The sequence below is a fragment of the Chryseobacterium indologenes genome (assembly GCA_016025055.1).
Taxonomy (GTDB): Bacteria; Bacteroidota; Bacteroidia; order Flavobacteriales; family Weeksellaceae; genus Chryseobacterium; species Chryseobacterium indologenes.
The window spans coordinates 1,953,170-1,969,280 of sequence record CP065590.1; the positions used below are offsets into that span (position 1 = coordinate 1,953,170).

General features: G+C 37.4%; 17 protein-coding genes. 6 read left to right on the plus strand and 11 right to left on the minus strand.

Translation table 11 applies throughout. The annotated features are described in order from the left end of the window. Positions 1-96: 96 nt before the first annotated feature. A complete protein-coding gene (locus tag H3Z85_08830) occupies positions 97-486 on the minus strand; it encodes a DUF4293 family protein (GenBank protein ID QPQ53411.1) in 390 nt (129 codons plus the stop codon). Between the two features lie 144 nt (positions 487-630). Between H3Z85_08830 and rho the strand changes: the two genes are divergently transcribed. Then, the gene (rho, locus tag H3Z85_08835; protein ID QPQ53412.1) at positions 631-2,451 is read left to right on the plus strand and encodes a transcription termination factor Rho; all 1,821 of its coding nucleotides are present in this window, start codon (positions 631-633) and stop codon (positions 2,449-2,451) included. A 27-nt stretch (positions 2,452-2,478) separates the two neighbouring features. Here rho and H3Z85_08840 read toward each other — a convergent pair whose 3' ends face one another. Continuing rightward, a complete protein-coding gene (locus H3Z85_08840) occupies positions 2,479-3,228 on the minus strand; it encodes a dihydrodipicolinate reductase (protein ID QPQ53413.1) in 750 nt (249 codons plus the stop codon). Positions 3,229-3,505: 277 nt separating this feature from the next. On the opposite strand from H3Z85_08840, the gene H3Z85_08845 reads away from it, so the two are divergent. After that, the gene (locus H3Z85_08845; protein ID QPQ53864.1) at positions 3,506-4,105 is read left to right on the plus strand and encodes a superoxide dismutase; all 600 of its coding nucleotides are present in this window, start codon (positions 3,506-3,508) and stop codon (positions 4,103-4,105) included. 74 nt (positions 4,106-4,179) lie between these two features. Here H3Z85_08845 and H3Z85_08850 read toward each other — a convergent pair whose 3' ends face one another. Then, complete coding sequence (locus tag H3Z85_08850; protein QPQ53414.1) at positions 4,180-4,599, minus strand: hypothetical protein; 420 nt, start codon at positions 4,597-4,599, stop codon at positions 4,180-4,182. Positions 4,600-4,646: 47 nt separating this feature from the next. Then, a complete protein-coding gene (locus H3Z85_08855; protein QPQ53415.1) occupies positions 4,647-5,834 on the minus strand; it encodes an endonuclease in 1,188 nt (395 codons plus the stop codon). 247 nt (positions 5,835-6,081) lie between these two features. On the opposite strand from H3Z85_08855, the gene H3Z85_08860 reads away from it, so the two are divergent. Both H3Z85_08860 and H3Z85_08865 read left to right on the plus strand, forming a co-directional pair. Continuing rightward, positions 6,082-8,946: a carboxypeptidase regulatory-like domain-containing protein gene (locus H3Z85_08860; protein ID QPQ53416.1), complete on the plus strand. Its 2,865-nt coding sequence runs from the start codon at positions 6,082-6,084 to the stop codon at positions 8,944-8,946. A 40-nt stretch (positions 8,947-8,986) separates the two neighbouring features. Further along, positions 8,987-10,378: a hypothetical protein gene (locus H3Z85_08865; protein QPQ53417.1), complete on the plus strand. Its 1,392-nt coding sequence runs from the start codon at positions 8,987-8,989 to the stop codon at positions 10,376-10,378. A 121-nt stretch (positions 10,379-10,499) separates the two neighbouring features. On the opposite strand, the gene H3Z85_08870 is transcribed toward H3Z85_08865, so the two are convergent. The 7 genes from H3Z85_08870 to H3Z85_08900 form a co-directional block, all read right to left on the minus strand. Beyond that, positions 10,500-10,664 carry a hypothetical protein gene (locus H3Z85_08870; GenBank protein ID QPQ53865.1) on the minus strand — a complete coding sequence of 55 codons (165 nt, stop codon included), beginning with the start codon at positions 10,662-10,664 and terminating at the stop codon, positions 10,500-10,502. Beyond that, complete coding sequence (locus H3Z85_08875) at positions 10,622-11,056, minus strand: hypothetical protein (protein ID QPQ53866.1); 435 nt, start codon at positions 11,054-11,056, stop codon at positions 10,622-10,624. Before H3Z85_08875 ends, H3Z85_08870 begins: the two co-directional genes overlap by 43 nt. 286 nt (positions 11,057-11,342) lie before the next feature. Next, positions 11,343-11,813, minus strand: coding sequence for a M penetrans family 1 protein (locus tag H3Z85_08880; protein ID QPQ53418.1), 471 nt, complete (start codon positions 11,811-11,813; stop codon positions 11,343-11,345). A 58-nt stretch (positions 11,814-11,871) separates the two neighbouring features. After that, complete coding sequence (locus H3Z85_08885) at positions 11,872-12,624, minus strand: TIGR00730 family Rossman fold protein (GenBank protein QPQ53419.1); 753 nt, start codon at positions 12,622-12,624, stop codon at positions 11,872-11,874. A gap of 8 nt (positions 12,625-12,632) precedes the next feature. Next, a complete protein-coding gene (locus H3Z85_08890) occupies positions 12,633-13,346 on the minus strand; it encodes a nucleotidyltransferase family protein (protein QPQ53420.1) in 714 nt (237 codons plus the stop codon). 58 nt (positions 13,347-13,404) lie between these two features. Beyond that, positions 13,405-13,842, minus strand: coding sequence for an ATP-binding protein (locus H3Z85_08895; protein ID QPQ53867.1), 438 nt, complete (start codon positions 13,840-13,842; stop codon positions 13,405-13,407). Positions 13,843-13,883: 41 nt separating this feature from the next. Beyond that, positions 13,884-14,909 (minus strand): phosphotransferase, encoded by a 1,026-nt coding sequence (locus H3Z85_08900; GenBank protein QPQ53421.1) that lies wholly within the window; start codon positions 14,907-14,909, stop codon positions 13,884-13,886. Between the two features lie 217 nt (positions 14,910-15,126). Between H3Z85_08900 and xrtF the strand changes: the two genes are divergently transcribed. Beyond that, positions 15,127-15,657, plus strand: a complete 531-nt coding sequence (xrtF, locus tag H3Z85_08905; GenBank protein QPQ53422.1) for an exosortase family protein XrtF — start codon at positions 15,127-15,129, stop codon at positions 15,655-15,657. Further along, positions 15,644-16,087 carry an exosortase F system-associated protein gene (locus tag H3Z85_08910; protein ID QPQ53423.1) on the plus strand — a complete coding sequence of 148 codons (444 nt, stop codon included), beginning with the start codon at positions 15,644-15,646 and terminating at the stop codon, positions 16,085-16,087. The genes xrtF and H3Z85_08910 overlap by 14 nt, the downstream gene beginning before the upstream one ends. The last annotated feature ends 24 nt before the right edge of the window (positions 16,088-16,111 follow it).

Sequence of the window (16,111 nt, forward strand, 5' to 3'; positions counted from 1 at the left end):
CGTAATTTAATTGATTGGTCTGAAGAAAAGGAAGTGCACCAAATAAAAAACAGCTCCTGAAAAGGAACTGTTCTCACTCAAAAAATCGTTGTAAGGCTATCGAAGTCTGTCTACAGATTTTACGAGCCTCTCATCTCTGCGGATAAATACGTTTGCAATAAACAAACAGATTACCGCGATCAATGGGAAAATCGGCTCAATACCCTTCTCAGGAAATTGAATTCCTCCGGATAAGTTTAGTAACCAGTACGCCAATACACCAATCAACAAAGCGTTTATAATAATGCTGATGGTATTCAGCAGAATTTGTCTTTTTCTGTTTTTAAAACTAAAAATACTTAATGCCCCGGTTAAAACCAATATAATACAACCGATATTAAGTACCGGAATAGTACCAAATACAGCGACATCCTGTCCTGTAATGAAAAGAAAAACAGCAGCTAATAGCGCCAGTAATGTCCAAATAGTTTGTATTCTTTGTAGCATTGAATATTAAATTCTTGGCAAAAATAACATAAATTTTGCACAATTCAAAAATAAGTGTAGATTTGCATTATACAATGTACTTGAAAACAAAAGTCACCGGACTTACTTTTCTTACTCACAATTAATTACATTTTTACATTAAGTATGTTTAACATAGAAACGTTAAGGTCAAAATCCGTAACGGAACTGACTAAAATCTTAAAAGATTTGGGCGTTAAAGTTGCAAGAAACAGCAATGAAAATGACAAGATCTTTGCTATTCTTGACTTTCAGGCTTCCAACCCCAAAGTCTCAAAAGATTATTTCAATGCCACAGAAACTACCAGTATAAATACTGAAGAGGCTGCCGCAGAAAAACCTGCTAAAGCCCCGGCAAGAAAAGCTGCTGCCCCTAAAAAGACTGCAGCCAAACCTAAGACAACAGCAAAAGCCCCGGTAGAACCAAAAGTAGAGGAAAAAGTAGAAGAAAAAATACCGGATTCCGAAGAAGTAAAAACCGAAGAGCCTAAAGCAGAAACAGCCCTAGCCACCGAAGAAACTTCTACTCCTTCAGCAGCAGCTAAGAAAAAAAGAAAACGGGTTTCCACCAACACAGGCAATACTGAGGTAGCTCAGGAAAAACCGGAAACTCCTAAAAACACAGAGTCCCAGGAATCTTCTCCGATAGAAGAAAAGCCTAATCACCCTCAGCAACAGGCTAACAACAGACCTCAGAAAGGACACAACCATCCGCAGAACGGCGGAAACCAAAATAAAAATCAAAACCAACAACATCAGCACCAAAACCAGAACCAGAACAGACATTCTGAGAAGGCAGAGGAAGCACAGGACCATAAGAAAGAATTCAATTTTGATGGGCTTGTGAGCATTGAAGGAGTGCTGGAAATCTTACCTGATAACTATGGATTCTTACGTTCATCAGACTTCAGTTATATTTCTTCTCCTGATGATGTGTATGTATCTACCGCGCAAATCAGAAATTTTGGTTTAAAAACCGGCGATACCGTTAAAGGAATTGTAAGGTTACCAAAAGAAGGCGAAAAGTATTTTTCATTACTAAGACCTACTGAGGTTAACGGACGTGATCTGGCCTTCATCAAAGACCGTGTTGCTTTTGAATATCTGACTCCTCTTTTCCCGGAAGAAAAATTCAATCTTGCAGGAAGCGGATCTACTGTTTCTACCAGAATCGTAGATTTATTTGCTCCTATCGGAAAAGGGCAAAGAGCGATGATTGTTGCCCAGCCTAAAACGGGTAAGACCATGTTGCTGAAAGATATTGCCAATTCTATTGCTGCCAATCACCCTGAAGTTTATATGATGGTCCTTCTGATCGACGAACGTCCTGAAGAGGTTACCGATATGGAAAGAAGTGTAAATGCAGAAGTAATTGCCTCTACATTTGACGAAGCCGCTGAAAAACACGTGAAAGTAGCAAACCTTGTTCTTGCGAAAGCTCAGAGAATGGTGGAATGCGGACATGATGTTGTGATCTTGCTTGATTCTATTACAAGATTGGCAAGAGCTTATAACACCGTTACTCCTGCATCCGGTAAAGTACTTTCCGGTGGGGTTGATGCCAATGCTCTTCATAAACCCAAAAGATTCTTTGGAGCTGCCAGAAAAATTGAAGGAGGAGGTTCATTGACGATTATTGCAACTGCATTGATTGATACAGGTTCTAAAATGGACGAAGTAATCTTTGAAGAATTCAAAGGTACAGGGAACATGGAACTTCAGCTGGATAGAAAAATCGCTAACAGAAGAATTTATCCTGCTATTGACCTTGTGTCGTCAAGTACACGTAGAGATGATCTTCTTCTTGATGAAGTTACTTCGCAAAGAATGTGGATTTTAAGAAAATACCTTTCTGAAATGAATCCGGTGGAAGCGATGGAATTTGTAGATAAAAACATCAAAGGAACCCTGAATAATGAAGAGTTCCTGATGTCTATGAATAAATAATAAATTAAATTTTCATAAGCCGGGCTTCTATACTTTGAAATAAGGATGCAACAAATCCTCAAATTTATAGAAGCCCGGTTTTTTATGGATAAGATGTTCGGCAGCAAACAAAGCTCCGTTGCCAAAGGCATCCCTGGAGATAGATTCGTGGATAAGCCTTACCGTCTGAAAAGGAAATCCAAAAATAACTTCATGTTTTCCTACAATTCCTCCTGCTCTGATGGTATTGATATTCTCATCCTGCACATCCAATGCGTCGGCGATACGAATAGCCGTTCCTGAAATTCCTTCTTTGTCTTTAAAATGTTCCTCAACAATTTCTATATCTACTGAAGGGGCAATCTTTTTTAAAAACCGCGCAGCATACAGTAAATAATTAATTCCCAGGGTAATATTGGGAGACCAGAAAACCGTCGCATTTTTTGCCAGCTTATGAAGGAGGCCAACTTCTTTATCTGTATAATGGGAAATGGCAGAAATGATTTTTACTTCATGTTCAGCAGCAGATTCTCCATACATATAAATACCGTCTTTAGAAGAGAAGTCAATGATAGCATCTACCGGATGCTCTTTCAGCAATTCCCCCACAGATATCTTTTTCTCTGAATAAAAATGACCGGGATCATCACTTTCTATGCCTAAAAAATCTGCGGCATCCCTTGCTGTCAGTCTATTAGTTTTTCTGTAAATCCACTGCAAGGTATGATCCTTATTCTGAAGTATTACAGAGGCCACTGCCTTTCCTGCTTTACCAAATCCAAAAAGTCCTATTTTCATAGTAAAAGTATTTTAAGTTAAACATTCAGTGAGAGAATATTCTGATTCGGAATATTGCTCATATTGTGTAAGTTACAAAATTGAAAATAAAGTAGGTTTTGAATACTATCATTGAGGGTTGAAGCGAATGCTTATTTTAATCAGCTTGAAAAAAATATTTTAAAATTTAATTCATTCTAAATCAATGTATCAATGTTAAAGATTTATTAAAGTAATACCCAATCTTTGATTATCCCTTAAATATTGGCTAATTTTGGGTATAACATTAAAAATAAAGATTATGTCATTTGAATTACCAAAATTAGGATATGCATACGATGCATTAGAACCTACGATCGATGCTAAAACTATGGAAATCCATTATACAAAACATCACCAGGCGTATATTGACAATTTAAATAAAGCAATCGAAGGTACTGATTTAGCAGGAAAAACTATCGAAGAGATCTGCCAGACAGGTACTGATAAGCCGGCAGTAAGAAATAACGGTGGTGGTCACTTCAACCACTCTTTATTCTGGGAAATTCTGACTCCCGGAGGAAGCAAAGAACCAGTAGGAAATGTAAAAGCTGCTATTGAAAACTATGGTGGTCTTGAAAAATTCAAAACTGACTTTTCTGATGCTGCTAAAACAAGATTTGGTTCAGGATGGGCTTGGTTGGTAAAAAATGCTGACGGTTCTGTTTCTGTTTCTTCTACACCAAACCAGGATAACCCGTTAATGCCTGTTGCAGATGTTAAAGGAACTCCGGTTTTAGGATTAGATGTTTGGGAGCATGCTTATTACTTAAACTACCAAAACAGGAGACCTGATTATGTTTCTGCATTCTTCGATGTAGTAAACTGGGATAAAGTAGAGGAATTATTCAACAAATAATTGTCCGGCTATTATAAAAGTAAAAGGTTCAGAATTTTCTGAACCTTTTTTATGTACATTTTATAGCCTGTTAATTATCTTATCGCGTCGCTTCCTGACAGTCCTTGCATTTTGAGGCCATATTTCCATTTTACATAGGCAAATACCTGATAGAGTTTATACTCAAATTTTATCCCATAGTTTTCACGGGGGTCATAGTCGATTCCGGATTCTATAATGTTTCTGTACTTTCCTGAATTATAATATCCGTTCCATTCATTCACAAGGAAGGTGTTTTTCGTTTTCAGATATGATTCGGAATATTGGCTGATAGGTCTGGCGATAGCACTTAAAAAATAATCAAACTGGGTATCTATCACAGTGAGATCCCATTCTCCGTCATCATTTTTAGATGGTTTCATTTCATTTTGCTCCTTATCTTTCTTTGAGTTATCCTGTGAGAAACAACTAAAAGGAATAAAGGCTATGAAGAGTATTATAATGATGTTTTTCATACTCATAAAGTTACATAAAAAAAGCACTCTATGCGAGTGCTTAATTTTTATGGTTCTTTCTGGAGGACTACAAATGCCGGAAAGTGGTCACTGTAGCCTCCTGTAAACTGATCTCCGTTCCAGGACCTGAAAGGATATCCTTTATAATTTCCTTCTTTGTTTACAAGGTATGCCGGAGCAAATATTTCAGTTTTATAAACGGAATATTCTTTTGTTACCTGCTCTGAAACGAGGTTTTTTGAAACAATGATCTGGTCAAATAAGTTCGGCGCATCCTGATACGCTAGAGAAGCAACTCCTTTTTTATATAAAGGGTACATTAAATTAAGGTATGGAGTTTCTTCACTTAAATCTTTTGAATTAGCCTGAGCTTTCAGATAATTTTTTAAACTTGAGCTTACGGGATCATCATTGAAATCCCCCATTGCGAAGAGTTTTGTTGAAGGATCTACTGCTCTCACACTGTCCATTTGTTGTTTTAATAAAGCCGCAGCAGCATTTCTTTTAGGTAAAGATACCGCTTCGCCTCCTCTTCTCGAAGGCCAGTGGTTCATAAAAAAAGCAACTTTTTCATTATCTAAAAATCCGGTTACTACCAAAATATCTCTGGTGTATTCTCTTCTTCCGTCACCACCAAAAATTTTCAATTCCTTTTTTAATGAATTGCTCGGGGTGAATCGTCTTTTCTGATAGATTAATGCAACATCGATACCTCTGTAGTCATATGAATTGTAATGAATAATTCCGTAATCATATTTTTTCAGGGCAGGCTCGTTGATAAGATCTTCAATAACCTGCCTGTTCTCAACTTCAATCAGACCGACCACGGCAGGAGCCGTTTTGGTATATTGCGCTCCCATTTCAGAAATTACTTTGGCTTCATTCGCTAATTTTGCTTTATATATTTTAGAACCGTAATTCTTAGCACTTTTTGGAGTGAATTCTTCTGAGCCACTTTGGTATCTGACAACTTTTTTCCCCTTTAAGGCTCCATCACTCCAAGGACCGTCGTATTTTTCCACATCCAGAAAATTAACGGAATCGATTGGAATACTTCTATGGAAAGCCGGGTTTTTGATATCTTTAGTTCCGTCAATATAATCTGCAGAGCGAATTGTGTCCCAAAGGTTTTCTACATTCAAAAAGCCAACAGTAGCCACTTTTCTAAGTTTTCCCTGTTGCGCAAAAGCCATAATTGAAAAAATGATGGCCATAAAACTCATAAATCTCTTCATCCTCTAGAGTATTTAAAATTATTAAAACGACAAATTTACTTCTTTTTAATTCATTCAATTTTAAATATTTGTAAATTTAAAACAGCATAAATATAATACTTTTACTTAATGATTCATAAAAGCTTGCAATGTTAAGAAAAAATAATGTCAAAAAAGTTGTTAATTGCAAATTTTGACTAAATTTGTGCCCCCAACTTTTAAACTGTTGAGAATTAAGAAGAAAAGTATTAAAAAAAATAATATACTCATGATTAAAAAACTATCATTAGTCTCTTTATTTACTTTACTGCCTGCTTCCTATTATTTTGCACAGACCACCGTGTCTGCGTATCTTAAAGATGCAGATGGAAAGCCTGTTGAAAGGGCACAAGTAGATTTAAAAGGGAGCGAAAATGATGTAACGGCTGACAAAATTGGATACTTCCAGTTTGTAGATCTTCAGCCGGGCCATTACCAAATTGTGATTACGAAACCAAACTTCGAAACTAAGTTGATGGAGTTTGACGTAGCTGATGAGAAAAGAAAGGATTTAGGAGTTATTACCCTTTATTCTGCTCTTACAAGCGCTGATCAAGGTCTGGCGATTATAGACAATGATGATGATGATAGCAATAGCAGTGGACAGGCTTCAACTGTTGGTTTGCTTCAGTCGTCTCAGGACATTTTTAGCAGAATTGCCGCGTTTGATCTGGGATTTTACTGGTTCCGTCCGAGAGGAATCGACGGAAGAACCGGTGAAAACATGCTAAACGGGGTTTCTATGGTGAAATCTGATAATGGTAATGTTGACTTCAATAACTGGGGTGGGCTTAATGAAATTACAAGATATCCTGAAATTTCGTCCAACCATTCACCCTCCGAGTACACATTTGGGGGAAACAGCTCAGTTGTTTATAAAAATACAAAGGCCAGTGAGTATAGAAAAGGATTCCAGTTTACCCAATCTTTAACAAACAGAAATTACAGAAACAGGACTTCTTTACGTTATTCTTCGGGAATGAGTAAGAAAGGATGGGCATTTACTGTAATGGGAACGAGAAGATGGGCCGAAGAAGGAATCCAGGAAGGAACTTTCTATGATGCTTACGGAGCGTACCTTGGTATTGAGAAAAAACTTAGTGATAATCATACTGTGACGTTCAACTTTATTGGTGCTCCTTACAGAAGATCTACTGCAAGCCCGAGTACTCAGGAAGTGTATGATTACAGAGGTGTACATTATAATTCATACTGGGGATACCAGAATGGCGAACAAAGAAGTGAAAGGGTGAGAAAAGGCTTCCAGCCGATTTTTCAAATCCAGGACTTCTGGAAAATCAATAAAAAATCCAGTCTTTGGACATCGCTTTCCTATCAGTTTGGAAAAGACAAAGGTTCCCGTTTAGACTGGCAGAACGTTCAGAATCCATCTCCGACATACTACAGAAACTTACCAAGCTACTATGATTCTTTAGATCCTAATGCTTCAGTTATCAATGCTGATGGTTCAGTAACCACTTCGCAAGATGCTTACAGAACTGCATTGTCAGCATGGCAGTCAGGAGATCCAAAAGTTACCCAGCTGGATTGGGACAGATTATACAGAAGAAATATGTCACAAGCTGTAGGATCATATTATGGGCAGACAGGTAAAAGAGCTTTATATTATATGGTAAATGATGTAAGCGACGATAGAATCTGGAATGCCGCAACACACTTCGTACATAACTTTACTGATACAACCAAGTTTTTATTCAATGTATCTTACCAAAATTATTATTCTGAGCAATACAGAGAAGTAAATGATTTGTTAGGAGCAGATTTTGTTTTGAACAGGGATCCGTTTGCCGCTACGAATCAGCCTGGAAAATCAGGATTATTCAATGATGGTGAAAATGGTGTAACGAAAAGGGTTGGAGATAAAATGGGATACGATTACATTTTCAGAAGACAGGAAGTGAAAGTAAACCCGGGATTAAAATTCTCAACCGGAAAGTTTGATGTATTTGTTTCTGCAATGGCAGGATATTCATCTTCCAGCAGAGAAGGATTGTTCCAACACTACTTATATAAAGATTCTTTCGGGAAAGGCGCAGACTATAATTACTGGAATTTTGGTCTTAAAGGGCAGCTTATTTATAAGCTAAACGGAAGAAACTTCTTTGTTTACAACGGTGCTTACTACAATCAGGCTCCTTACCTGGAGGATTTATTTGTAAATCCTAGAGTGAACGGCTCTGTAGCTCCGGGAATAAGAAGTATGGTGGTTAATGCTAATGACCTTAGTTATGTTATTGCTACCCCTTTCTTAAAAATGAGATTAACAGGTTATTTGATTGATACGAGTAATGAAACTACTGTTCAGAGATTCTTTGCGGATGGTCTTAAGTTGAATGGTGTGGATGCAGACGGAAACATGACCAATGTTCAGAGTGCCTTCGTTTCTCAGATCATGACGGATGTGAAGAAGAGAAATATGGGATTAGAAATGGGTGTTGATGTAAAAGTATTACCTACATTATCGGTACAAGGTCTAGCAAGTATAGGGCAGTATACCTATAGAAATGATCCAACGACTTATTTTGCTTCGGATGCTGTAGGTGTTTTTGGTAACGGACTTCCTTATACAAGTGTGGGGAAAGCTTATATTAAAAATTACCGTCAGGGAGGAACTCCTCAACAGGCATTTTCATTAGGATTCCGTTACAATAACCCTAAATACTGGTGGGTAGGTGGAAACTGGAATTATTTTGATGATAATTATCTGGATCCTGCTGCATTAGTAAGGACGGAATCATTTGTACAGAATGACAATACTTCTACTCCTTATTATGGTTTAACGGAATCTGAGCTAAGAAGAGTTTTACAACCTAATAAATTACCTTCATCTTTCTTCTTTAACGTGAATGCAGGTAAATCATGGGTGATTGGTAAGTACTACGTATTGCTTTCCGCAACAGTAAATAACGTTCTTGACAACAAAAAGTATATTACCGGAGGGTTTGAGCAGACAAGAAGCGCTAAATACCCTGACTATTCTCAGGACCTAGGTAGAGAAACTACTTTATTCGCTCCAAAATACTGGTATACTCAGGGAAGATCTTATTTCGTAAACCTACAATTCAGATTCTAATAATCAGTTTATTAACTACTTTAATTAAAAAAATATCAAAATGAACATAAAGAAATACTTAAGTCCGGTAACAGGAATTGCATTCGCTGTAATTGCTCTTACTTCTTGTGTACAAAAAGACGAATGGGACACTCCACCTATTAAATGTGAGAATAAGTTTGCTGCTCCCAATATCTCCCTTGCAGACTTTAAAGCTCAGGCTCCTGCGACAGGATATAAACTGATTACCACAGATCAGATCTTTGACGGGTACGTAATTTCTTCAGACGAAAACGGAAATTTCTATAAAACCATCTCTTTCCAGGATAAAGCTGAAAACCCTACTGCAGGTCTTCAGATCGAGGTTGATAAATCAAGTAACTACGCAGATTTCCCTGTAGGTGCACATATCAGAATTAATGCAAAAGGACTAAGACTAGGTCTTGACAGAGGAACTGTGAAAATCGGTTCTGTAGATCCTACATATTCAATTGGAAGGGTTCCGGCTTCTTTGCTTAGCAGATATGTAGCTGGAGTTTGTAATGGAAATGGGCTTGAAGTCGTTTCTATTAAGCCAGTTGAATTGCCAAACCTTAATGCAGCTAAGAGTGATCAATATATCAATACTTTGGTTAAGGTTCCCAACTCTCAGTTTGCAATCAGTGATATCTATCCTGTAAACAAGACATTTATTGATTACGTAGGAGGAGCGGGTGTAGATACAGACAGAGGTTTGGAAGATGGGACAGGAGGTTCTGCTACGTTAAGAAATTCAGGGTTTTTCTCTGAAGGTGCTTCCTTATTGCCAACAGGTAACGGAGATATTACTTTTGTAGTAAGCCGTTACAATACCACATGGCAGATGCTTATCAGAAATACAAAAGATATTAATTTTAAAGGAAACAGAGTAGATGCAACTCCGCCTAAAGGAGGTACTGATATTGTTTATTCAGGATCTTTCCTTGAAAACTTTGAAAGCTATCCTGCATCACCGGCCAACCTTGAGATCTATCCTAAGTATGTAAATGATGCTGTATTAGGAAACAGATACTGGCAGTTAAAAACGTTCAGCGGTAATAAATATATTCAGCTGGGAGCAAATTCAGGTTCCGGAAGCTACTTAACTTATTTTGCGGTACCGGTAAACTTTACAGATGCTAATACATTGAAATTTGATGTAAATGTTGGGTTCTGGAATGGTAATGCTTTAAAAGTATACTATACAACAAACTATACACCCCTTGGAGATATCACAACGGCTACTAAGGTAGATATTACTTCTGCGTTTACGATTCCACAAGCACCAACGGGAGGTTATGGAACATTAACTCCTGCGGGAACTTATAACATTCCTGCGAGTGTAACGGGTAATGGATTTATCCTGTTTGAGTACTCCGGATCTTCTGCAGGTGTAACGACTTCAATACAGTTAGATAATATTCAGGTTCAATAATTGACCTGCTATTTAATAATATACAGGCCGTCTTGAAAAAGACGGCCTTTTTTATATTGTTCTTATCAATATAAACTATAACAAAACCACCGCACATCCGCAGTGGTTTAATACTATCTGTTTATTCAACTGTAATCGTCGGATCCCAGCAGCAATAGCTGTAAAGTATCTGCCTGTCGCTGTTATTGGGGTCTAAAGTATACAAAGCAAAGTTAAGAGTATAATTTCCTATTCCTGTGCGTCCTATCGTAGCATCATAGCTGTAAAAATTGACATTGGCAGGTATAGCGGGAAGCCCGTCTTTTTTGTATGATCCGGTACAGCAGCCAGTTTTCTGTCTACAACATCGTAATACATGGGGTTACCATTAAATATTTCATCTCCCGAATACTTTTGAAAACCGTAGATAATGACTGCGTCATCCGAATTCTGATAAATTGAACTTCCCCTGAAGGATACCCTGTCTCCGTTTCTTGCTTTTAGATTTAAATCTCCTGTTGCCTGGCCCAAAAGAGCGTTTCCACTTGGGACGATCATATATTTGGCGATGTGGTCAATAGGTACCGGGTTGTCACTTTTTGTACTGGGAGAAAGATTTCTTTTTTCATGTAGTCTTTTACATAATCTGTGTCGATAACGACCATAATGTCGATGACCTGGCTTGATGATAATTGTGATGTGTCCATGTTATTATTATTTTCGTTTGGTTTTTTCCTACTCATTTGGCTTTTCAGATTCCGCCCCGTGATTATAGGTGATACGGCTTCACTGTTGAGTTGTAATTACATCACAAATTTATAATGACACCCATATCTGCCCAAGAGTATAAATGCTGAAATTGAGAGCTAGGTATTTATACTTAATTAATCTCTTTATGGTGATATGTTTTTGTTTTATAAAAAAATACCCCGAAAAGCTTTACTTTTCAGGGTACCCATTTATAATGGAGTAAATCTAATTTCGTTTAGAAAGATACTTCATTCACCTCTTTTCCTCTTTGGAAGTTCATTGTTTTCTGGCTGCCTTTATAGGCAATATTTACCAGATTGATCTGCTTAGGAAAAGCGCTTAGGAGGATCGTGTTTTTAATCTTTAAGGTACTGATATCCGAAACACCTCCGGTTTCGAAATATACCCATACAGTTTCTCCGCTTACCTGGCTTCCTGTGAAAGTTATTGTTTTGGGAGCACCATTGACAAATACATCAAAATTATTGTTCACATATTTTTTCACTTCTGCTTCGAATCCGGCAGTATTCGGATTGATTTTAATAGCATCAGAGATATGGCTTGTATTCATTTTTGTGGTAAACTTCAATGTTTTGCTTCCATCAATATAATCCACCTTGGTCATTGAAGAGAAAAAGTCTACATACATAAAACTCATTAACACAAAAAATGTTAAAATTCCTGATATATATAAAAGTTTTTTCATCTTAATTAATAGATTTACAATCATACTTGCTAGTTATAGGTCACAAATAATATGCCAATTAAAAATTAACATTCACAGAATATTTATCATAAAATGCTTTAATATGCGCTACTGCCTCATCTGCAGTGTCTACCACTCTGTAAAGATCAAGATCATCTTCTGCAATCATCCCGTCTCTTAAGAGTGTTGCTTTGAACCATTCCAATAATCCGCCCCAAAATTCGCTTCCTACCAATACAATTGGAAATTTACCTATTTTATTGGTCTGAATCAGGGTAAGAGCTTCCGTCAGCTCATCTAAGGTCCCAAATCCCCCGGGCATCACTATGAAACCTTGAGAATATTTTACAAACATTACTTTTCTTACGAAAAAGTAATCAAAGTTCATGGAATAAGACTTGTTGATATAAGGATTAAAATGCTGTTCAAAAGGAAGATCAATATTCAATCCGATAGATCTGCCTTTAGCATTGAATGCTCCTTTGTTGCCGGCTTCCATGATTCCGGGACCGCCGCCGGTAATGATTCCGAAGCCTAATTTGGTGATTTTTTCGGCTATTTCTACAGCCATTTCGTAGTATTTATTCTCCGGTTTCAGACGTGCGGATCCAAAGATAGAAACACAAGGTCCGATCTTAGCGAGTTTTTCATAGCCATCTACAAATTCAGCCATTATCTTGAATACCATCCAACTATCCTTGGTGATGGTTTCATCCCAGGTTTTTTGTCTGAAGCTGTTATGTAATTTTGTTTCGTTAACGTCAAGTTCCGGATTTACTAAACTTTCATCCCTAGTTCCATCAAGTTCCATTGCACAAATTATTTAAAATATTTTTCGGCTTCTATTACAGATTCCGGTCTTCCGACATCGATCAAAATACTGTCGTGTACAAAACCGTGAATATGCTCGGTCTGCATCAGATCCAGATATTCTTCCATAACAGAAAATTTGCCTGTTCTTTTAATTTTTTCAAAGATGACAGGATTGATACAGTGAACGCCACTGAAAGCAAGTGCCCTGAATCCTTTGTTGAATTCTGCAAGCCTTTGTTCTCCTGTCTGTACATTCAGCCAACCTCTTAAAACCATGTCATCATTGAAAAGAAGTTTTCTCGAACTATCACGGTCCGAAACTGCTAAAGTAGCAAAATCTTTTATCTTTTTATGATATTCTACCAACGTATTGATGTTTATATTGGTTAAAATATCAGCGTTCATGATCAGGAAATCTTCTCCATGATCGAGAAATTTTCTAGCAAAAATCAAGCCGCCTCCTGTTTCCAGCAATTCACCGGTCTCATCGGAGATTTCAATCTTACAGCCGAAATTATTATTTTTATGTAAAAAATCAACTATCTGATCGCCAAAGTGATGAATGTTGATCACAAAATCTGTAATTCCGAAACTTTTCAGATAATTGATATTCCTTTCCAAAAGCGGAATCTCATTTACCTTAGCCAGAGCCTTAGGATGATGGTCTGTAAAGGGCTTAAGCCTTGTACCTTTTCCTGCTGCAAAAATAAGAGCTTTCATAATAGTATAAATAATGGCTATAACGGGTGATCTTGAATCGCCTGTTGCTTATTACTGATTACTTGATATTAAGTTGTGGTTGTTCGTCATGACTGAGGGTAACTTCCGTTCCTTCAGGGTATTTTTCTTTAATGAATTCTGCAATTTTTATTGCAGAGTATACAGACCTGTGTTGCCCGCCTGTACATCCGAAGTTGATCTGAAGGTTTTCAAACCCTCTGGCCAGATAGTCTTCAATATTGATGGAAATAATTGATTTTACGAGTTCCAGAAATTTAGGCATTTCAGTTTGAGTTTCAAGGTATTCCTGAACTCCGATATCATTTCCGGTCTGGCTTTTATATTCTTCTATTCTTCCGGGGTTTAAGATTCCTCTGCAGTCGAAGGCAAACCCTCCGCCGTTTCCTGACTGGTCTTTGGGAATTCCTCCTTTCTTGTATGAAAAACTGTGGATGTCGATGTGTAGCATTTTCTTCTTTTTATTTTTTAAAACCATTACGGTATTGTAATCCTTAGATCTTAACATGATTAAAAAACCTAATGGTTGAAATTTAATATTTCTTCAATTTTTAAGGTTGCCTTTTCAGAGGTAAGCTGTTGAATAACCTTTTCAAGCTCGGGATAATTTTTCATCTGGTCCCATGCAGCAGCAAACCCTGTGATGTTTTGGATTCCTTTTTTCAGACTTGCCATGAAATGTTGCTTTCTTTGAATAAGACCTCTGAAACCATAGGCTCCGAGTACCTGCAAAAATCTCATCATCTGTATAGGCCTCACCGAATGATATAGTTGAATTTTAACTTCCTGGTCATCAAACTGCTGAATGTAGGATTCCAGCATTTCATTTTTAAAATCTTCAGGGAAATCTGCTTTAGCCTGAAAAAGAAAAGAAATCACATCATACATCAATGGCCCTTTCATGGCAGACTGATAATCGATGAATGAGACTTCATTATTTTCATTCACCATAATATTTCTGGCCTGGAAGTCACGAATCATAATTCCTGTAGGCTGCAGGCCTTCGATAAGAGCAGCAATATGTTTGAATTCTTTGAGCAGTTTTGATTTGTTGTACTCCAGTTCCAGAACGTCAGCCACAAAGTTTTTAAAATAATAAAGGTCATGGATCACGGGGAGCTCATCATAGCTTTCGTACTCAAACGTCTTTGAGAAATCTATTTTCCCTTGTGTTTGAACCTGCAGCTGATAAAGTTTTTCCAAGGTTTGTTGTACCAGAGATTTTGTGTGAGATGACAGACCTTCTTTTGTAATTATTTCTGAAAGGGTGTGGTTCCCTAAAAATTCCTGTATATAGGTTGTCCGGTCTTCGGATACCTCCAGAATAGCCGGAGTATTGAGTTGCAGATCAGAAAACAGGCTGGAATAGTAGAGGAAAGTTTCGTTTTCTGCAAGGTTTTCATTGTATGTAATGATGTATTTTTCATTGCCTGCAGTAGCCAGAAAATTCACTCTAGCAGAGCCGCTTTGAGCCAATGTCACGAATTCGGAAGATTTTTTTCCCAGACGGTTTTCGAAAAATCGTTTTGCGTTTTCAGAAGTCATAATATGAAAACAAATATAGTAATTTAACATGAGTTGGGTAATAATGTTTCTCATGTTAAACTGCAAACCGCAACAGAAATTTCTGCAGTGCATGAAATAGGTTTTGAGCTCATTCAACTGCTGTTTCAGATTTGGCCTTCCCTTTTTTGTGATTTAAAATTTCTCTTTCTTCGCTCAAAATCAGTTTTGTTTGCAGCCGAATTTTTATATTTGTAACATGTTAAAGGACTTTAAGCCGGTTTTAGGAATTTTACTGCGTTTCATCATCATCTATCTGGTGTTGCTCTTTGCGTATCAGTTTTATCTGAATACCAGTAAAGCCGGTGGGCTCGATCCTTTTTCAAGATTAATTGCAGATCAGGTCACCAGTGTACAGAATAAGGTAGGATATCCTACAGAGCTGTATGATGATGTCAAGAATGAGCAGGTATGGTTTTATGTCAAGAATGATTATGTAACCCGAATGGTGGAAGGATGTAATGCGATTTCTGTCATCATTTTATTTGTGTCTTTTGTCTTTGCCTTTTATAAGGGAAGCAAGACGTTTTTGTTTGTAGGAGTGGGGCTGCTTTTACTGTATGTAATGAACCTCCTGAGAATTGCAGGGTTGAATATTGTGATGTCCGATTATAAAGAATATGGAAAAATGTTCCACGATTTTATTTTTCCTGCGATTATTTACGGAACGGTGGTGGTGCTCTGGTTAGTCTGGATTAAATTCTTTGCTTTGCGACATGAAAATGCTTAACTGGTTCCTGGTTGTGGCAGGGGTTTGCGGGCTTGTGGGGGTAAGGATTCTGGAGGATCAGCTCTTTTATGATCCTTTTCTTGGTTATTTTCACGAAGCCAATAAAAATATAGAATTTCCGCCATTTGAGTGGAGCAGATTAGTAGCAGGGCATCTTTTCAGGTTTGGTTTAAACCTGCTTTTTTCCTGCCTGATTATCTATGGCCTTTTTAAAAACAAACAATGGACATTCCAGGGTGTAGTGATGATGGTGATCGTTTTTGCTATTGCGTTTCCGATTTACCTGTACTGTATTGATGACCGGTTTCAGATAGGTTACCTTTTTTCTTTTTATATGCGAAGGTTTGTGATTCAACCTTTGATTATCCTGTTGATTGTTCCGATGTTTTATTATAGAAAACAGATGATGGAAAAAGGGAAAGAAAGCTAAGGGCTCTACCTTCCCGTTTTTTGT